Source organism: Ectopseudomonas composti, from assembly GCF_900115475.1.
GTDB lineage: Bacteria > Pseudomonadota > Gammaproteobacteria > Pseudomonadales > Pseudomonadaceae > Aquipseudomonas > Aquipseudomonas composti.
Window position 1 is genome coordinate 369,384 of sequence record NZ_FOWP01000002.1, and the last position, 18,808, is coordinate 388,191.

The 18,808-nt window shown below is 63.3% G+C and carries 11 protein-coding genes, 1 tRNA gene and 1 pseudogene; 6 read left to right on the forward strand and 7 right to left on the reverse strand.

Annotation, left to right across the window (positions count from 1 at the left end):
• Positions 1-151: 151 nt before the first annotated feature.
• The 4 genes from BM059_RS05380 to metR all read right to left on the reverse strand — a co-directional run bounded on the left by BM059_RS05380 (position 152) and on the right by metR (position 6,251).
• On the reverse strand, positions 152-3,298 hold the full coding sequence (locus BM059_RS05380) for an efflux RND transporter permease subunit (RefSeq protein WP_074937235.1): 3,147 nt from the start codon (positions 3,296-3,298) through the stop codon (positions 152-154).
• Between the two features lies 1 nt (position 3,299).
• Positions 3,300-4,388, reverse strand: coding sequence for an efflux RND transporter periplasmic adaptor subunit (locus tag BM059_RS05385; protein ID WP_074937238.1), 1,089 nt, complete (start codon positions 4,386-4,388; stop codon positions 3,300-3,302).
• Between the two features lie 9 nt (positions 4,389-4,397).
• Positions 4,398-5,051: a TetR/AcrR family transcriptional regulator gene (locus BM059_RS05390; RefSeq protein WP_074937241.1), complete on the reverse strand. Its 654-nt coding sequence runs from the start codon at positions 5,049-5,051 to the stop codon at positions 4,398-4,400.
• A 282-nt stretch (positions 5,052-5,333) separates the two neighbouring features.
• Positions 5,334-6,251 (reverse strand): transcriptional regulator MetR, encoded by a 918-nt coding sequence (metR, locus tag BM059_RS05395; RefSeq protein ID WP_037001402.1) that lies wholly within the window; start codon positions 6,249-6,251, stop codon positions 5,334-5,336.
• A gap of 168 nt (positions 6,252-6,419) precedes the next feature.
• Between metR and metE the strand changes: the two genes are divergently transcribed.
• On the forward strand, positions 6,420-8,708 hold the full coding sequence (metE, locus tag BM059_RS05400) for a 5-methyltetrahydropteroyltriglutamate--homocysteine S-methyltransferase (RefSeq protein ID WP_074937245.1): 2,289 nt from the start codon (positions 6,420-6,422) through the stop codon (positions 8,706-8,708).
• A gap of 202 nt (positions 8,709-8,910) precedes the next feature.
• On the forward strand, positions 8,911-9,900 hold the full coding sequence (locus tag BM059_RS05405) for an alpha/beta fold hydrolase (RefSeq protein ID WP_074937248.1): 990 nt from the start codon (positions 8,911-8,913) through the stop codon (positions 9,898-9,900).
• Positions 9,901-10,002: 102 nt separating this feature from the next.
• On the opposite strand, the pseudogene BM059_RS05410 reads toward BM059_RS05405, so the two are convergent.
• Positions 10,003-10,173, reverse strand: a pseudogene (locus tag BM059_RS05410) (DUF6316 family protein); the annotation flags it as partial.
• A 278-nt stretch (positions 10,174-10,451) separates the two neighbouring features.
• On the opposite strand from BM059_RS05410, the gene BM059_RS05415 reads away from it, so the two are divergent.
• On the forward strand, positions 10,452-11,408 hold the full coding sequence (locus tag BM059_RS05415) for a DMT family transporter (protein ID WP_074937253.1): 957 nt from the start codon (positions 10,452-10,454) through the stop codon (positions 11,406-11,408).
• Positions 11,409-11,550: 142 nt separating this feature from the next.
• Here the strand turns inward: BM059_RS05415 and BM059_RS05420 are convergent, their stop codons facing one another.
• Positions 11,551-12,018 (reverse strand): Lrp/AsnC family transcriptional regulator, encoded by a 468-nt coding sequence (locus tag BM059_RS05420; RefSeq protein WP_037001397.1) that lies wholly within the window; start codon positions 12,016-12,018, stop codon positions 11,551-11,553.
• 198 nt (positions 12,019-12,216) lie between these two features.
• On the opposite strand from BM059_RS05420, the gene BM059_RS05425 reads away from it, so the two are divergent.
• The 3 genes from BM059_RS05425 (at position 12,217) to BM059_RS05435 (ending at position 17,019) form a co-directional block, all read left to right on the forward strand.
• On the forward strand, positions 12,217-15,684 hold the full coding sequence (locus tag BM059_RS05425; RefSeq protein ID WP_074937256.1) for an indolepyruvate ferredoxin oxidoreductase family protein: 3,468 nt from the start codon (positions 12,217-12,219) through the stop codon (positions 15,682-15,684).
• Positions 15,685-15,756: 72 nt separating this feature from the next.
• Positions 15,757-16,869 carry a Leu/Phe/Val dehydrogenase gene (locus tag BM059_RS05430; protein WP_074937259.1) on the forward strand — a complete coding sequence of 371 codons (1,113 nt, stop codon included), beginning with the start codon at positions 15,757-15,759 and terminating at the stop codon, positions 16,867-16,869.
• A gap of 75 nt (positions 16,870-16,944) precedes the next feature.
• Positions 16,945-17,019: transfer RNA gene (locus BM059_RS05435), tRNA-Arg, on the forward strand.
• A gap of 86 nt (positions 17,020-17,105) precedes the next feature.
• On the opposite strand, the gene BM059_RS05440 is transcribed toward BM059_RS05435, so the two are convergent.
• Complete coding sequence (locus BM059_RS05440; protein WP_074937262.1) at positions 17,106-18,803, reverse strand: ABC transporter ATP-binding protein/permease; 1,698 nt, start codon at positions 18,801-18,803, stop codon at positions 17,106-17,108.
• Positions 18,804-18,808: the final 5 nt, after the last annotated feature.

Consider the following 18,808-nt stretch of genomic DNA (forward strand, 5'->3'; position numbering starts at 1 on the left):
AGAGAGGGCTTTGTCGTTTCTGCAAGACGCATTGCGCGTTTGCTGCTTGTTAAAAGCATCCTTGCTGCCTTTCCATCCCCGCCCTTAACCTTCGTTGCTGGTTAGCCTAGGCGATATCTGGCGTTTTGCCATGTGTCTGCCGGCTCCTGCTTCAGTCGATGCTCTGCAGTTGTGCCTTGTCCGGTCGCGGGGCAATGAGGTGTTCGGGCAGGTCGAGCAGGTCGGTGTCGTAGGTCTCCAGCGGTGGCGGGCGGCGTTCGAAGCGGGCGCCGAGTACCAGCATGCAGGGCGTGAGCAGCAGCGTAAGCACCGTGGCGAAGGCGAGGCCGCCGGCGATGGCGCTGGACAGCTGTGTCCACCACTGGGTCGAGGGTGCGCCGAAACCAAGGCTTGGGGTGACCAGGTCGACGTTGATGCTGAGCACCATGGGCATCAGGCCGAGGATGGTGGTCACAGCCGTCAACAGTACTGGGCGCAGGCGCAGGCTGCCGGTTTCCAGCGCCGCTTCGCGCGGTTCCAGGCCCTGGCGACGCAGCTGGTTGTATGTGTCGATCAGAATGATGTTGTTGTTCACCACGATGCCGGCCAGGGCGATCAGGCCCATGCCGACCATGACGATGCCGAACGACTGGCCGTTGATCAGCAGGCCCATCAGTACGCCCGCAGTGGAGAGGACGATGGCCGACAACACCAGTGCCGCCTGGTAGAGGCTGTTGAACTGGGTCACCAGGATGATCGCCATAAGGAAGATGGCGACCATGAAGGCGGTCATCAGGAAGGTCGCTGCCTCACGCTGGTCGGCGTCCTCGCCAGCGAATTTCACCTTGACCTCCGCTGGCACTGCGCCAAGTGCCTCGCGCAGTGCCTTGAGGCGTTCGTCCAGGCGCGCGCCTTCGGCCAGGTCGGCTTGCAGGGTGATGGTGCGATCCCCGTCGACGCGGCGCAGCGTGCCGACCTTGGGTGCCGGCTGCAGGTCAACGAAGTTGCTCAATGGCACTTGGCCCGCCGGGGTGTTCAGCGTCAATCGGCCAAGCTGGTCGAGCGAGCGCCAATTACCGGGCAGACGCACGCGAATGTCCACTTCGTCGGTGGCATCTTCGGGACGGTAGGTGGCCAGCTTCAGGCCATTGGTGATCATCTGTACCGCGTTGCCGACACTGAGCACATCGGCGCCAAAGCGCGCGGCGGCTTCGCGGTCGACCTTTATGCGCCATTCGATGCCGGGCAGGGCGCGGTCGTCTTCTATATCGACGAAGCCGCCGAGTGTGTGCATTTCCCCTCGGATACGCTCAACCCACTGTTCGCCGAGCGCGGGGTCCAGCGAGCTGATCTGCAGTTTCACCGGTTTGCCGTCAGTGGGGCCCTGTTCCTGCTTGCGAAACTCCAGCACCACGCCGGGGATGCCGGCGGTGCGTTGGCTCATATCGGCGAGAATGTCCTTGGCCGGACGGCGCTGGTGCCAGTCGACGAACTGGAATTGCAGGGTGCCGATCACGTCGGCGCCGAGCTGGCCTTCAGGCTGCGCCAGGGAGCGTGCGTACAGTGCCTTGACCTCGCGCATGCCCAATACCTGCTTCTCGACCTGTTTGAGCAGGGTGTCCTTTTCCTGCACCGACAAGTCGCCGCGTGCGCGTAGCCATATTTGTGCACTCTCCGGTTCGACATCGGGGAAGAATTCCACGCCATGGTTGAAGCGGCCGTAGCCGACATAGATCAGGGCGACCAAGGTGAGCATGCCGAGGAGGGTCAGGCCCGGACGCTTGAGCAGCGTTTCCAGCAATTTGCGATAGGCACTGCCTGCCGCGTTGGTCGACGCAGCGTGCGGCCGAGGCTGGCCGCCGCTGACGGCGCCGAGCACCGGCAGAAAGACCAGCGCCATGGCCAGTGAAGCCAGCAGGCAGATGATCACGGTGGCGGGCAGGTACTTCATGAATTGCCCGACTACGCCTGGCCAGAACAGCAATGGCAGGAACACCACCAGGGTGGTGGCGGTGGAGGCGATCACCGGCCAGGCCATCCGCGTGGCAGCGTTGGCCCAGGCCTGGCGTGGTGTCTGGCCCTGCTGCAGGTAGCGGTCGGCCAGTTCGGAGACGACGATGGCGCCGTCGACCAGCATGCCGGCCACCAGAATCAGGCTGAACAGCACGACGATATTGAGGGTGAAGCCGAGCATCCAGATCAACAGGATGCCGCTGAGAAACGCGCCGGGAATGGTCAGGCCGACCAGCAGCGCCGAGCGCATGCCCATGCTCGCCACCACCAGGATCAGCACCAGCACGATGGCAGTCAGCACGTTGTTCAGAAGGTCGCCGAGCATGCTCTGCACTTCCTGCGACTGATCCATGATGTAGCTGACTTCCACGCCCGGCGGCAGCAGGGGTTTGGCCTGCTCCATCAGTGCCTTGACCTGGTCGATGGTCTCGATGATGTTGGCGCCGCTGCGTTTGGCGACCTCCAGCACGATGGCCGGCTGGCCGTTGATGCGGGCGAAGCCGGTCGGGTCCTTGAAGGTGCGGCGGATGGTGGCGACGTCGGCGAAGGTGACCACGCTGTCGCCGACCACTTTGATCGGCATGTTCATCACGTCTTCGAGGTCTTCGATGACGCCCGGCACCTTCATACTCATGCGCCCGGCACCGGTATCCAGGCTGCCGGCCGCGACCAGGCGGTTGTTGCGACTGACCAGGTTGAACAGCTCGTTGTAATCGATCCCGTAGCTGTCGAGCACCTGCGGGTCGACGACGATCTCCAGCAGATCCTCGCGGTCACCACCGATCTCCACCGACAGCACTTCGGCAATGCCTTCGATGTTCTCTTTCAGGCGCCGCGCGATATACACCAGTTCGGTTTCGGCAATCGGCCCGGACAGCCCCACTGACAGCACCGGGAACAGTGCCACGTTGACCTCGGTGACGATCGGTTCGTCGGCCTCTTCAGGCAGTTTGCTGCGAGCGGTGTCGACCTTCTCGCGCACGTCGGCCAGCGCCACCTTGGCATCGAAGCCCGCGTCGAACTCCAGTGTCACCGATGCATGGCCTTCGCTGGACACCGAGCGCATTTCCTTGACGCCTTCGAGGCTGCGCAGTTCCTGCTCCAGCGGACGTACCAGCAAGCGCTCGCCGTCCTCCGGGCTGATGCCTTCGAGGGTCACCGAGACGTAGATCATCGGGATGGTGACGTCGGGGTTGGACTCCTTGGGCATGGCGATGTAGGCCACCAGCCCGCCGCAGAGCAGGAACAGCAGGATGAGGATGGTAGTGCGGCTGCGATCGAGTGCAGCAGCGATCAGTGCGTGCATCTCAACTGCCCTCGGCCGCGAGTTGTGTGCGCACCTGTTGGCCGGACTGGACGAAGCCCTGGCCAAGGGTGATCAACGCCACTTTCGGCGGCAGGCCGCTGACCCAGGCGCCCTGGTTGTCGACGCTGATCAGCTCGACCGGGGTGAACTCCACACGCTGTGCGTCATTGACCCACTTGACGCCGTGGCGGCCGCTTTCGTCCAGGCTGAGCAGAGCAGGGGACAGGCGATGAGCCATGGCTTCGCCGGTCTGGATATGCAATGTCGCGCTGGCGCCGGCCAGGCGCAGGCCATCCGGGTTGTCCACCTTGACCTCGATGCGGAAGCTGCGCGAGCCAGGGTCGGCGGCTGCGGCGATGAAGTGCAGCTCTCCCTCCAGCGTGCGTCCGTCGAGCAACTCCACCTTTGCTGATTGGCCCAGTTCGAGCTGGGTGACCTGCTGCTGGGCGATCTGTGCGCTGACCTTGAGGCGGTCGATATCCACCAGGGTCAGCAGGCTTTGTCCGGGTTGCACGAAGTCGCCCAATTCGACCATGCGCTGGTCATAGATGCCGGCAAACGGCGCCTTGATCTTTGTGTTGCGCTGCTGCAAGCGGGCGCTATCGAGTTCGGCGCGGGCCTTGGCCAGCTCGCTTTCCAGGCGCATCAGTTCATTGGCCGAGATCAGGCTGCGTTCGCGTAGACGCTTGGCGGCCGTGACATCGCTCTGACGTTGGCGTACATCGGCCTCGCTGCGCGCGACCTGCGCAGGGCGGTCGTCCGGCGAGAGGCTGAGCAGCAGTTGGTCGGTAGCGACGCGGTTGCCCTTGTCCTGATCGAGCTTCTGCACGCTGCCACTGACCTGGGCGCGCAGCTCCACCCGGCGCCAGGCTTCGATCTGCCCCTGCACCACGTGCTGGCGCTGCATGGGTTGGGCTTCCAGCCATTGCACCTCGACCCTGGCCAACTCGGCTGTTGCGGCAGGCTTGTCGGGTTCGGCCTCGACGCTGTCGCGGGCGACGAAGCGGTCTCCGCCGAGCAGCCAGAGCAGCAGCGCGATGGCGATGACGACGGCGATGATCCAGGGGCGTTTGCTGAGTTGCGCGAACATGGCAGTGGCTTACTCGTTAAAGGCGGGCGCTGCCAGCAGCGCGGCGGCCTGGCCTTGTAGGCCGGCAATGATGAAATCAGTGACGCGATCGAAGTAATCGTCGAGCGCGATGTATTCGCCCCAGTGCTCGAAGCCGCCGGAGGCGATACGCGCCACGACACCATTGACGCAGGCCTCCACGCCCCACAACAGATGTTGGCAGTGCGCAGGAGAGAGCTGCAGGCCGAAACTGTTCTGCAGAAGGCCGCTGAACAGCGTCATGTACTGACCTTCCAGCTCGATGAACTGGTCGCGGTAGAGCGCCTCCAGGCGCTCCTGAAACGCAGGGCGATCACACAACAGGCAAAGCTGTGCTTGCAGCGGGTCGGCCTGGAGCAGCTCGAAGGCACGACGAATCACCAGGCGCATGGCTTTTTCTGCGGGGGCAGTACGGGCGATTTCCTCCATCTCGGCCAGGTGCTGGCGCGAGCAATCCACCACCAGGCGCGCGTAGAGTGCTTCCTTGCTGGAGAAGTGTTTGTACACGGTGCCCTTGCCGATCCCGGCATGACGCGCCACCTCGGCGATGGTGACGCGGTCCCAGGAGTGATCCTGGAACAGCTGGCGGGCGGCTTCGAGCAGGGCGTTTTCGCGTTGCTGGAAGAGTTGATCCTGGTAGCGCATGGACTTTCCGCTGAAGGTTGTGACCGGCGGTCATGCTATGACTGCTGGTCACAGTGCGGCAAGGTGGGAGTTGTAACAAGGCAATTAGCGGGTTGATGCCGATCAGATGGGAATGCCCGGTACGCTGCGTGGCTCGGGGAAACCCATATGTGTCGCTGGTGGTGCTGCGAAACCGTAGGAGCCGGCTTGCCGGCGATGCTTTTCTGAAAATGGTAGAGGGCGGATCGCCAGCAAGCCGGCTCCTACACACTCACCTTCACATGCGTGCCTCTGTCTTATGCCTTAGCGCGCCACGCTGACGCCTTCGAGGCTGGCGAACGAGGTGTCCTTGGCGGTGAGCAGGAAGTCGCGCATGAACGGTGCGTCGAGCATGTCGGTGCGGATCGCCGCGTAGAGCGTGGCGAACAGGCCTTTTTCTCCCAGACGCTTGGCGCTGACGTAACCACGCGAGCTGTACTCGTGCAGCGCCCAGTTGGGCAGGCCGCATACGCCACGCCCGCTGGCCACCAGTTGCATCATCATCACCGTCAGTTCGGAGGTGCGCACCTGCGCCGGCTCGACATCGTTGGGTTCGAGGAAGCGGGTGAAGATGTCCAGGCGGTCGCGTTCCACCGGGTAGGTGATCAGGGTTTCCGTGGCCAGATCCTGCGGTTGGATAAAGGCCTTGTGCGCCAGGCGATGCTGGTTGGCTACGGCGAGCATGGCTTCGTAAGTGAACAGCGGCACATAGGTGATGCCCGCCAGCTCGATGGGATCTGAGGTCACCACCAGGTCCAGATCACCACGGGCCAACGCCGGCAGTGGTGCGAAGGAGAAACCCGAGGCCAGATCCAGCTCCACCTCCGGCCAGGCATCGCGGAACTGGTCGATGGTCGGCATCAGCCACTGGAAGCAGCTGTGGCATTCGATGGCCATGTGCAGGCGGCCGGCAGTGCCGCCGGCCAGACGCGCCAGGTCGCGCTCCGCACCGCGCAGCAGGGGCAGGGTGGCGTCGGCCAGTTGCAGCAGGCGCAGGCCGGCGCTGGTGAAGCGCACCGGCTTGGTCTTGCGCACGAACAGCTGCAGGCCGAGGCGCTCTTCCAGCTCCTTGAACTGGTGCGACAGTGCCGACTGGGTCAGGTGCAGGCGCTCGGCGGCGTCTACCAGGCTGTCGGTTTCGCGCAGGGCGTGCAGGGTTTTCAGGTGGCGTAGCTCGAGCATGGCGATTCTCGGAAAGGTTTTCGCTCATCCAATACGGAGGCTGGATGAAAATGACTCATACAGCCTACATGAGTAAATCTTTAGATCAAGACGAAAATCTTGAGTTTGTCTCACTCGCGCTCGATGCCGAGAATGGCGCCATCTCGATTGATTCTGGAGTTTCACCACATGGCCCTGTCCCATTCCCTAGGTTTCCCGCGCATTGGCCGCGACCGCGAACTGAAGAAAGCCCTCGAAGCGCACTGGAAAGGTGAGCTGGATGAAGCCGGCCTGCGCGCCGTCGGCAAACGCCTGCGGGCCGAGCACTGGCAACTACAGAAAGATGCCGGCATCGACCTGCTGCCGGTGGGCGACTTCGCCTGGTACGACCAGGTGCTCAGTCATTCCCTGGCCTTTGGCGTCATCCCCGAGCGCTTCCGTCCGGCCGCCGGCAAGCCGACGCTGGATACCCTGTTCGCCATGGCGCGTGGCACCAGCGCTACTTGCTGCGGCGGTGCTCATGCCCAAGAGATGACCAAGTGGTTCGATACCAACTACCACTACCTGGTGCCGGAATTCAGTGCGGATCAGCAGTTCGCCCTGAGCTGGGAACAGCTGTTCGAGGAGGTGGATGAAGCCCGCGCCCTCGGTCATAGCGTCAAGCCGGTGCTGATTGGCCCGCTGACCTATCTATGGCTGGGCAAGGCCAAGGGTGGCGACTTCGACAAGCTTGAATTACTTGAAAGCCTGCTGCCGGTCTATGGCGAGATCTTCCAGCGCCTGGCTGCGCAGGGCGTGGAATGGGTGCAGATCGATGAGCCGATCCTGGTACTGGATCTGCCGCAAGAGTGGAAGAACGCCTTCGAGCGCGCCTACAACCTGATCCAGCGTGAGCCATGCAAGAAGCTGATCGCCACCTACTTTGGCGGCCTGGAAGACAACCTCGGCCTGGCCGCCAACCTGCCGGTGGACGGGCTGCATATCGACCTGGTGCGTGCGCCGGAGCAGTACCCGACCATTCTCGACCGGCTGCCGGCTTATAAAGTGTTGTCGCTGGGCGTGGTCAACGGGCGCAACGTCTGGCGCTGCGATCTGGAGAAGGCCCTCGAGGTGCTGCGTCATGCTCACGAACGACTGGGCGAGCGGCTGTGGGTCGCGCCGTCCTGCTCGCTGCTGCACAGCCCGGTGGACCTGGCCCGTGAAGACAAGCTCGATGCCGAGCTGAAAGGCTGGTTGGCCTTTGCCGTGCAGAAATGTCTGGAGGTCGCCTTGCTCGGCAAGGCCCTGGAGGCGCCGCAGGATGCTGCCGTTCACGCTGCACTGGAGGCGAGCCGCGCAGTGCAAGCCGCCCGTGCTGCATCGACGCGTATTCACAAGCCCGAGGTGCAGGCCCGCCTGGCGGCGATTCGTCCGCGTCATGCCCAGCGTCAGTCGCCGTTCGCCGAGCGCATCGAGCAGCAGCGTGAATGCCTGCAATTGCCATTGCTGCCGACCACCACCATTGGCTCCTTCCCGCAGACTTCGGCTATTCGCCTGGCGCGGCAGTCGTTCAAGCAGGGTAAGCTCAGCGCGGCCGAGTACACCGAGGCCATGCACAGCGAAATCCGCCATGCGGTACAGGTGCAGGAACGCCTGGGGCTGGATGTGCTGGTGCATGGTGAGGCCGAGCGCAACGACATGGTCGAGTACTTCGCCGAGCAGCTCGACGGCTACGCCTTCACCCGTTTCGGCTGGGTGCAGAGTTATGGTTCGCGCTGCGTCAAACCGGCGGTGATTGTCGGTGATCTGAGCCGGCCCAAGGCCATGACCGTGGAGTGGATCAAATACGCTCAGGGCCTGACCAACAAAGTCATGAAGGGCATGCTGACCGGCCCGGTGACCATGCTGATGTGGTCGTTCCCGCGCGAGGACGTGTCGCGTGAAGTGCAGGCCAGGCAACTGGCGCTGGCGATTCGCGACGAGGTGGTGGATCTGGAAGCCGCCGGCATCAAGATCATCCAGATCGACGAAGCCGCGTTCCGCGAAGGGCTGCCGCTGCGCCAGGCTGCCTGGCAGCACTATCTGGACTGGGCCACCGAAGCCTTCCGCCTCACTGCCAGCGGTGTGCGTGACGAGACGCAGATCCACACCCACATGTGCTACAGCGAGTTCAACGATGTGATCGAGTCCATCGCGGCGATGGATGCCGACGTGATCACCATCGAAACCTCGCGTTCGGACATGGAGTTGCTGGAGGCGTTCGAGCGCTTCGACTATCCCAACGAGATTGGCCCGGGCGTCTATGACATTCACTCGCCGCGCGTGCCTGATAGTGCCGAGATGGCCGGGCTGCTGCGCAAGGCGGCGCGGCGTATCCCGCTCGAGAGGCTGTGGGTCAACCCCGATTGCGGGCTGAAAACCCGCGCCTGGCCGGAAACCGAGGCAGCGCTGGTCAACATGGTGGCCGCAGCCAGGCAGCTGCGTGTCGAACTGGCCTGATTTCCCGGCACTCGTCGCGGCTGAAGCCCCTCCTACAGATAGGTAGGAGGGTGTTCGCGACGCTCTGGCTCGCACCTCTCGTCACCATCCGGGCAACCGTTCGTCCCCCTTCATCAAACTGTCACGCGGATGTGGCAGCGCCATCGAATGACTTTCACCAGAATCGCGCTTCAGTGGGGTTCTGCGTTTCTGGTGTTTTGTCATGCGTGTACTGATCTTTCTCACCGCATTGCTGTGCGGCCTGCCGTCGTTTGCGGCCAATCGTTGTGATGTGAATGAGCCAACTCGCTATGCGAACGTCGGCGACGTGCGCCTGGCCTATCAAAGCGTTGGCAGCGAGCTCGACCCAGCGCTGCTGCTGGTGATGGGCCTGGGTGGGCAGTTGATCCACTGGCCTGACGAGGTGGTCGAGCGTTTGTGCCAGCAGGGCTTTCGCGTCGTGCGTTTCGACAACCGCGACGTTGGGCTGAGCAGTTGGCGCAAGCCTGCTCCCAGCATCAACCTGCCATACGAGGTGTTGCGCTATCGCCTGGGGCTCTCGCTCGGGGCGCCTTACCACTTGCGTGACATGGCCGGCGATGCGTTGGGGCTGATGGACCTGCTCGGTGTCGACAGCTTCCATGTGTTGGGCGCGAGCATGGGCGGCATGATCGCCCAGCACCTGGCCGACCTGGCGCCGCAGCGGGTGCTGAGCTTGACGCTGGTGATGACCAGTTCCAGTGCCCAGGGTTTGCCTGCGCCCAGCGATGCACTGGTGGCGCTGCTGGCGCGGCGCGAGGCGGGCAGTCGTGAGGCCGCCTTGCAGCAGCAGGCGGACCTGCTGGCGGCCTTGGGCAGCCCGGCCGTGCATGATGACCGTGCCTTGCTTCTGCACCAGGCCGAAGTCGCCTATGACCGTGCTTTCAACCCCGAAGGGGTGCAGCGCCAGCTGTTGGCGATTCTCGCTGAATCTAGCCGGGTCGAGCTGCTCAATCGCCTGAAGGTGCCGACATTGGTGGTGCACGGTACTGCCGACCCGTTACTGCCAGTGATGCATGGCGTACACGTGGCGGCGCATATCAAGGGGGCCGAGCTCAAGTTGATTCCGGGCCTGGCTCACCGTTTTCAGGATGCCTTCAAGGAGCCGCTGCTGGCTGCGGTCTTGCCGCACTTGGCGGCACACCGAGGCGATCTGGGTTTGGCGCATCTATGAGAGCAAGAGCGTTCAAAGCTCCTGATTGTGCTTGATCGCTTCGCGTCGCTGCAGGTTGTCGATGTGCTCGCTGCTATGACGCATCAGTTTGTCGGCCATGACCATGCGTTCGATATAACGGGTGATGCTCTGTTCTGCGTCATGGCGAGAGAGGTAGGGGCCCTCCAGCGTACCTTCGCGCGTGGCGAAGAAGTACTGGCCATTGACGGCGCTCACGCGTGAGCTGCGGTAGTGCGTTCCCGGTTGAGGGTCGAGGCTGCGTTGGCCGAACATGGCGGGAACTCCATCTGCAGGTGCTGGATGATCTGAGTCTACTGTGGGCAATACGGTCTGCTTGGCAAAACGACAGATGGTCGACTTTGGCGGATTTTTAGCAGGTTTTGCCGGATTTTCTGTGTTTTTGACGCCGGTTGGCTGGCGTTTTGCGAATGTCGAGCAGTACAGTTTCGTTCGGCAACCGGGCTGAACTGTTGCTGTGCCGGTGTGCATGCCTCTCCTAGAATGCTCTGCTGCGGTCGACATGCTCTGTTGGCTGCCTGCCCGAGGTTGCCATGCACATTTCCTCCGGCCGTTGGATGTACGGCCTGCTGCTCGCCCTGATCACTTCCGTGCTCTGGGGCATCCTGCCAATCAAGCTGAAAGAAGTTCTCCAGGTCATGGATCCGGTAACGGTCACCTGGTATCGCCTGGCCGTGGCAGGTTCTCTGCTGTTTGCCTACCTTGCCGCGAGCCGTCGGTTGCCGCGTTTTCGTCCGTTGGGGCGCAAGGGCGGTTGGCTGCTGGCGCTGGCCATCGGCGGGCTGACGGCCAACTACGTGCTGTATCTGGTCGGGCTCAATTTGCTCAGCCCCGGCACCACGCAACTGGTGATCCAGGTCGCTCCAATCCTGCTGCTGATCAGCAGCCTGTTCGTCTTTCGCGAGCGCTTCAGCCTGGGCCAGGCGCTTGGCTTGATGGTGATGTTGCTGGGCTTCGGCCTGTTCTTCAATCAGCGCCTGGGTGAGCTGCTGACTTCGCTGACCACCTACACCACCGGGGTGCTGACCGTGCTGGCGGCTGCTTTCGTCTGGACGTTCTATGGCCTGGCGCAGAAGCAGCTGCTGACCAAGTGGAATTCGGTGCAGGTGATGATGGTCATCTACCTGGCTTGCGCGCTGTTGCTGACGCCTTGGGCGCAGCCGCTACAAGCGCTGCAATTGAGCCCGCTGCAGGGTTGGCTGCTGCTGGCTTGCTGCCTGAATACCCTGGTGGCCTATGGCGCCTTCGCCGAGGCCCTGGCGCATTGGGAGGCTTCGCGGGTCAGCGCGACCCTGGCGCTGACGCCGCTGGTGACTTTCGTCTCCGTGGCGCTGGCCTCGACCTGGTGGCCAGACCACGTGCTGCCTGAGCAGGTCAACTGGATCGCCTACGCCGGCGCCGTGGTGGTGGTGCTGGGCTCGGCACTCACCGCGCTCGGCCCATCGCTACTGGCGGCTCTGCGGGCGCGCAAGGCCAGGCGCCAGGCCTAATGCCGATAGACGTAATGTTTGGCACGGATGGCCTTTGTAGGGTGCGCCGTGCGCACCAATGACGGCAACACCGGCATTTCGGTGCGCCTACCTAACTGTATCCCGACACTTAACTGACTGGCATTAGCCGCCAGGGCCAGTCTTAATCCAGCGGTAGCTCGGTGGTGCGTTTGACCTCGCTCATGGCGATATGCGAGTGCGCTTCGTGCACGTGCGGGCGCTGCAGCAGGTGGTCACGCAGAAAACGCTCGTAATCGGCGATGTCCTTGGCCACCACCTTGAGCAGGTAATCCGAGCCGCCGGCCATGCTGTAGCACTCCAGCACCTGCGGGTAGCCCACCACTGCTTGCTCGAACTCATCCAGATTGCCGCGACCATGGGCCGACAGCTTGATGTCGACGAACACCGTGATGCCGAAGCCCAGGCGCTTGTGGTTGAGCAGGGCGACCTTGCGTTCGATCAATCCCTCTTCCTGCATGCGGTTGATCCGCCGCCAGCAGGGCGACTGCGACAGCTCGACCTTTTCCGCCACCTCGGCGGCGGAGAGGTCGGCATTGTGCTGCAGCAGGCGGAGAATCCGGCGGTCGATGGGGCTGAGCTTTTCCTGCATGATTTTTTCCAATTTATTGTGATTGTTGGAAGGATCATGCGAAGTATCGCCTTCGCTACTCAAAAATAGAAAGAAAAAAGCGGAACCCTCCGGTCATGATTTAGGCAAATCCGCCGCAGTGATCCTGTCGTGGAAATCAACGGAGCGTGTTTACCGTCGCGCTCCTCGTGCTCGCCATAAGAATAAAAGGAGCGCTCCATGTCACTGGCCGAAATCCGCCTGGATGACAAATACCGCCTCGCTACTGGTCACCTTTACCTGACTGGCACTCAGGCGCTCACCCGCCTGCCCATGCTGCAAAAGCAGCGTGACGCCGCCTTCGGACTCAATACCGCCTGCTTCATCTCCGGCTATCGTGGCTCGCCCCTGGGCGGCCTGGATAAGAGCCTTTGGGATGCGCGCGAGTACCTGAAAGAAAACCACATCCACTTCCAGCCCGGCGTCAACGAAGAGCTGGGTGCGACGGCGGTATGGGGCAGCCAGCAGGCCAACCTGTTCCCTGGCGCGCGCTACGACGGCGTGTTCGCCATGTGGTACGGCAAGGGGCCCGGCGTCGACCGCAGTGGTGACGTATTCAAGCATGGCAACTCGGCCGGCGTTTCCAAGCATGGCGGTGTGCTGGTGCTGGCCGGCGACGACCATGGCTGCAAGTCCTCGACCATCGCCCACCAGAGCGAGCATGCGTTCATCGCTGCGTCGATGCCGGTACTCAACCCGGCCAACGTCCAGGAAGTGCTCGACTACGGCATTATCGGCTGGGAGCTGTCGCGCTACAGCGGCTGCTGGGTGGCGCTAAAGACCATTGCCGAGAACGTCGACTCTTCGGCTGTGGTGGACGTCGACCCACTGCGTATCCAGATCAAGATTCCCGAGGATTTCCAGCTGCCCGAAGACGGCGTGCACATCCGTTGGCCCGATCCGCCCCTGGCCCAAGAAAAACGCCTCAACGTCTACAAGATCTACGCCGCGCGCGCCTTCGCCCTGGCCAACAACCTCAACCAGGTCAAGCTCGATTCGCCCAACCCGCGTCTGGGCATCATCACCACCGGCAAGTCCTACCTCGATGTGCGTCAGGCTCTGGATGATCTAGGCCTGGACGAAGCGCTGTGCGCCAAGGTCGGCTTGCGTGTGCTCAAGGTCGGCATGAGCTGGCCTCTGGAGCCGGTGTCGGTGCATGGCTTCGCCGAGGGGCTGGACGAAATTCTGGTGGTGGAAGAAAAACGCAGCATCATCGAAGACCAGCTCACCGGTCAGCTCTACAACTGGCCGGTGGGCAAGCGCCCGCGCGTGGTCGGCGAGTTCGACGAGCAGGGTAATTCGCTGTTGCCCAACCTGGCCGAGCTGACCCCAGCGATGATTGCTCGGGTGATCGCCAAGCGCCTCGCGCCGATCTACAGCAGCCCGACTATCGAGGAGCGGCTGGCCTTCCTCGATGCCAAGGAGAAGGCCCTGGCTGCGCCCAAGCACAAGACTGCGCGCACGCCGCATTTCTGCTCCGGCTGCCCGCATAACAGCTCGACCAAGGTTCCGGAAGGCAGCCGTGCTCTCGGTGGCATCGGTTGCCACTACATGACTCAATGGATGGATCGCAGCACCGACACCTTCACCCAGATGGGCGGCGAGGGAGCCACCTGGATCGGCCAGGCGCCATTCACCGATACGCCGCACGTGTTCCAGAACCTCGGTGACGGCACCTACTTCCACTCCGGCCACCTGGCTTTGCGCGCAGCCGTGGCCGCCGGGGTCAACATCACCTACAAGATTCTCTACAACGATGCGGTGGCGATGACCGGCGGCCAGCCCATCGACGGCGAGCTGCGTATCGACCAACTCAGCCAGCAGGTGCATGCCGAGGGCGTCAAACGTATCGCCTTGGTCAGTGACGAGCCGGACAAGTATCCGACCCGCGCCACCTTCGCCCCAGGCGTCACCTTCCATCACCGCCGCGAACTGGACGCCGTGCAGCGCGAGCTGCGCGAGGTCAAGGGCTGTTCGGTGATCCTCTACGATCAGACTTGCGCCACCGAAAAGCGTCGTCGGCGTAAGCGCGGCAAGCTGGTCGATCCGGCCAAGCGTGCGTTCATCAACCCGGCGGTATGCGAGGGCTGCGGTGATTGCAGCGTCAAGTCCAACTGCCTGTCGGTGCTGCCGCTGGAAACCGAGCTGGGACGCAAGCGCGAGATTGACCAGAACGCCTGCAACAAGGACTTCAGCTGCCTGGAGGGCTTCTGCCCGAGCTTCGTCACCGTGCATGGCGGCAGCCTGCGCAAGCCTGAGGCCGTTGGCCTGGGCGCGCTGTTCATCGCCTTGCCGGAGCCAAAACAACCGGCCCTGAACCGGCCTTGGAACATCCTCCTGCCGGGTGTTGGCGGCAGCGGCGTGACCACCGTTGGCGCGCTGTTGGGCATGGCGGCGCATATCGAAGGCAAGGGCTGCACCGTGCTCGACCAGGCAGGCCTTGCGCAGAAATTCGGCCCGGTGATCACCCATATCCGCATCGCTGCGCGGCAGGGCGATATCTACGCGGTGCGCATCGCCGCCGGGGAAACTGACCTGCTGCTGGGCTGCGACCTGGTGGTGTCGTCCAGTGAGGAGGCGCTGGCCAAGCTCAACGACAAGATCGCCCATGCGGTGATCAACAGCCATGAAGCGGCCACCGCCGAATTCACCCGCAACCCGGATGCCCAGGTGCCTGGCGCAGCCATGCGCGAAGCGCTCAGCGAGGCGGTGGGCGAGGGCAAGACCCGATTCGTCGACGCCACGCGCCTGGCCACTCGCCTGCTCGGTGACAGTATCGCCACCAACCTGTTCATGCTCGGTTACGCCTATCAGCAGGGCCTGGTGCCGGTATCGGCAGAGGCGCTGAACAAGGCCATCGAGCTCAACGGCGTGTCCGTTCAACTCAACCAGCAGGCATTCCTCTGGGGGCGTCGCGCCGCGCATGACCTGGCTGCAGTGGAAAAACTCGCCGCGCCCAAGGTCGTCGAAGCGCCGCATTGCAGCACGCTGGAGGAGATCGTCGCCGACCGTGTGCAGCGCCTGACCGCCTACCAGAACGCCGCGTATGCCGAGCGCTATCGCGAGCTGGTCGAGCGTGTACGCAAGGTCGATACCGACGCTCAGCAGCACCTGAGCAAGGCCGTGGCGCGCTACTACTTCAAGCTGCTGGCCTACAAGGACGAGTATGAAGTGGCGCGGCTGTACAGCGATGCGACCTTCCGCAAGCAGCTCGAAGCGCAGTTCGAAGGCGACTACCAGCTGCAGTTCCACCTGGCGCCGAGCTGGCTGAGCAAGCCGGATGCGGTCACCGGCCAACCCCGCAAGCGCAGCTTCGGCCCCTGGATGCTCAAGGCGTTCGGCGTGCTTGCGCGCTTCAAGTTCCTGCGTGGCAGCGCGCTCGATCCGTTCGGTCACAGCGCCGAGCGTCGCCTGGAGCGCGAGCTAATCGAGGAATACGAAGCCAACGTGGCCTACCTGCTGGGTGAGCTCAATGCCGGAAACTACCGCACGGCAGTGGCGCTGGCCGAAATTCCCGAGCAGGTCCGCGGTTACGGCCACGTCAAGGAAGCGGCGCTGGCCAAGGCGCGCGAACAGGCGAGCCAGCTCAAGGCACGCCTGACCGTCAGCGAGATCGCCGCGGTACAGCTGTTCGAACCAGCAGCCTGACCGCTCACTCATCCCCTTTGCCACCCTCTCCCATACGGGGGAGGGGCGGCTTTTTACATCCGAGGTAACCCGATGTCCGTCTTCAATCACGTCGACTTCGATCAGCACGAACAAGTGGTCTACGGCCACGACAAGGCCAGCGGTCTGAAAGCCATCATCGCCATTCACGACAGCACCCTCGGCCCTGCATTGGGCGGCTGCCGCATGTGGAACTACGCCACGGACGAGGAGGCACTGCGCGACGTGCTGCGCCTGTCGCGCGGCATGACCTACAAATCGGCGCTGGCGCGTTTGCCGCTCGGTGGCGGCAAGGCGGTGATCATCGGCGACCCGCACACCGGCAAGAGCGAGGCGCTGTTCCAGGCCATGGGTGATTTCGTCGACAGCCTGGGCGGGCGCTATGTCACCGCGGCGGATTCAGGCACTGGTGTGGCCGAGATGCGCATCATGGCCGAGCGCACTCGCCACGTGGCGGGCGCAGGGCAGCGTGAAGCTTTTGGTGGTGGCAGCCGTGACGGTGATCCGTCACCCTCGACCGCCTATGGGGTATTTATCGGCATTCAGGCGGCCGTGGCGCATCGCCTTGGCCGCCAGGATCTCAAGGGCGTGCGTGTGGCCATCCAGGGCGTCGGCCAGGTCGGCTTCGGCCTGGCCAAGTTGCTCAAGGAGGCCGGTGCGCAGTTGTGGGTGACGGATATATTCGAAGCCAACGTGCAGCGCGCAGTGGGCCAGTTGGGCGCTACTGCGGTCGGCCAGCACGACATCTACCGCCTCGACGTGGACGTGTTCGCGCCGTGTGCACTGGGCGCCATCATCAACCTGCAGACGCTGGAAGCCCTGCGCGCGCCGATCATCGCTGGTGCGGCCAACAACCAGTTGGCCGACGCCAGCCTCGCCGAGCTGCTGCGCCGCCGCGAATGCCTGTACGCGCCGGATTACGCGATCAATGCCGGCGGCATCATCGATGTCTGCTACGAGCGCACCGGTGGCAGCGCCGCCGAACTCAAGGCGCATATCGAAGGCCTCGGCCCGACCCTGACGGAAATCTTCCAGCGCGCTGAGCGCGAGGGTGAGACCACCACCGCGATTGCCGATCGTATGGCACTGGAGCGCTTGCGTGGCGGCCTGCAACCGGTGCGCGCTGCAACGACCACCAAGGTGGTTTCCCAGGGTTGGCAGCGTTAGGAAGTGAGCGGTGGCGGCATGACAAATGTGCGCGCCGCCGCTAAGATGCGGCCCGGTCGTAGCCAATACGGCCGTGTCCCCTTAGTTCAACGGATAGAATAAGCCCCTCCTAAGGGCTAGATGCTGGTTCGATTCCAGCAGGGGACGCCATCGACTTAGCAACGAAAAAGCCGGCTACTGCAGCCGGCTTTTTCGTTGATGGCCTCCTGTCTGGTAGCCAGATGCGCAGGGCTGGTTCAGGCGTATTCCAATTCCTGGTCCAAGCGTTGTACGGGCAGCAGATCCAGGGTGCGGGTATGCAACGCTTCCAGCGAGGCGCGATGGCCGACGCTGATGATGATGGCGTCCGGTAAGGCATGGCGCAGTTGCGTGTAGCAGCGCCTTTCGCTTTCTTCATCCAGTGCCGAGCTGCTTTCATCAAGGAACAGCACCTGCGGGCGCAATAGCAGGGCGCGCACGAAGGCGCAGCGCTGTTGTTCACCGATGCTCAGGGTCTGCGACCAGTCGAGTTCGCTATCCAGGCGTGCACTCAGGTGGTCGAGGCCGCACTGGTGCATCGCCTCCAGCAGGCGGGGATCGTCCTGCGGATGCGTCGCCGAGGGATACCAGAGCATGTCGCGCAGGGTGCCGAGCGGCAGGTAGGGCTTCTGTGCCAGGGTAAGGGTGCTGCCCAGATCGTAGCGTGCCACGCCGCTGGCATGGTTCCAGATGCCGGTCAGCGCTCGTATCAGTGTGGACTTGCCGAAGCCGGACGGGGCCCTGATCAGCAGGCTTTCACCGGGCTGCAGGCGCAGTTCGACATCGGTGAGCAGCGTCTGGCCATCCGGCAGCCAGAGCGAAAGACCTGTGGCTTCGAACCCTTCAGCATTGTGCTCGAGGCAGACGCCCCCCCCATCGCTGACCTGGTCCAGGCGTCGCTGGAAACCGATCAGGCGATCGACCACCGCTTTCCACTCGGCCACCTCGGGGAACACCTTGACCAGATAGGCCATGGCCTCGTGCACCTCGCCAAATGCCGCGCTGAGCTGCGTCAGGCGGCCGAGAGGGAAGGCGCCAGCGAAGAATTGCGGGGCCATGATGAACATGGGAATGATCATGGCGCTGCGCATGTAGAAGGTGGAGTAGCCGAGCACGATCTTCTGCTGCTTCACCAAGGCCCAGAAGTTCTCCAGCGCGGCGCCCAGGCGTTGGCTGAAACGGGCATGCTCTTCGCTCTCACCCCGGTACTGGGCCACGGCCTCGGCGTTTTCGCGCAGGCGCATCATGGCGAAGCGGAAGTCCGCTTCACGGCGCTGCTGAATGAAGTTCAGGCGCGGCAATGTGCGCCCCAACCAGAAGGCGCCGCCGGTGCCGAGGATGGAGTAGAGCAGGGCGGCCCACACCAAGAGGCCGGGGATCACCAGCTCCTCGCCGGCGAAGGGAATCTTCACCAGGCTTGAAGCCTGCCAGAGGATATGCAGGAAGGAGAACAGCGAGACCAGAGCGGTCATCAGGCCCAGGCTGAGCTTCAGCGACAGGCTGATGAGCAGGTTGATGTCATCGGCGATGCGCTGGTCGGGGTTGTCCGTCTCTGGCACGCCGAGCTGCAGCTTGAGGTAGCGATGGCGTTGCAGCCATAGCTGCAGGGTGTTCTCGGTGGCCCAGCGGCGCCAGCGCAGAGTGAGTTTCTGCTGGAAGTGGAAGGCGGCCACGGTGAACGTGGCCAGGCCCAGTTGCAGGAAGAGGAACTGCACTCCGCCGATCAGGAAGGCATCGTAGTCGAGCGCCTGCAGGGCGTTGTAGAAGTGCAGGTTCCAGAAGTTGTACAGCAGGTTGACCCCGACCAGACACAGGTTCATCAGGATCGTGCCGAACAGCAGTAGGAAGGCGGGGCGTTTTTCGGCAGACGACCAGAACGGCCGGGCGAGCAACCAGAAATCACGTAATGTCTGCATGTGGC

Coding starts and splice junctions, on each gene's coding strand:
- BM059_RS05380 (WP_074937235.1), bottom strand. CDS start 3,298: ATGCACGCACTGATCGCTGCTGCACTCGATCGCAGCCGCACTACCATC.
- BM059_RS05385 (WP_074937238.1), bottom strand. CDS start 4,388: ATGTTCGCGCAACTCAGCAAACGCCCCTGGATCATCGCCGTCGTCATC.
- BM059_RS05390 (WP_074937241.1), bottom strand. CDS start 5,051: ATGCGCTACCAGGATCAACTCTTCCAGCAACGCGAAAACGCCCTGCTC.
- metR (WP_037001402.1), bottom strand. CDS start 6,251: ATGCTCGAGCTACGCCACCTGAAAACCCTGCACGCCCTGCGCGAAACC.
- metE (WP_074937245.1), top strand. CDS start 6,420: ATGGCCCTGTCCCATTCCCTAGGTTTCCCGCGCATTGGCCGCGACCGC.
- BM059_RS05405 (WP_074937248.1), top strand. CDS start 8,911: ATGCGTGTACTGATCTTTCTCACCGCATTGCTGTGCGGCCTGCCGTCG.
- BM059_RS05415 (WP_074937253.1), top strand. CDS start 10,452: ATGCACATTTCCTCCGGCCGTTGGATGTACGGCCTGCTGCTCGCCCTG.
- BM059_RS05420 (WP_037001397.1), bottom strand. CDS start 12,018: ATGCAGGAAAAGCTCAGCCCCATCGACCGCCGGATTCTCCGCCTGCTG.
- BM059_RS05425 (WP_074937256.1), top strand. CDS start 12,217: ATGTCACTGGCCGAAATCCGCCTGGATGACAAATACCGCCTCGCTACT.
- BM059_RS05430 (WP_074937259.1), top strand. CDS start 15,757: ATGTCCGTCTTCAATCACGTCGACTTCGATCAGCACGAACAAGTGGTC.
- BM059_RS05440 (WP_074937262.1), bottom strand. CDS start 18,803: ATGCAGACATTACGTGATTTCTGGTTGCTCGCCCGGCCGTTCTGGTCG.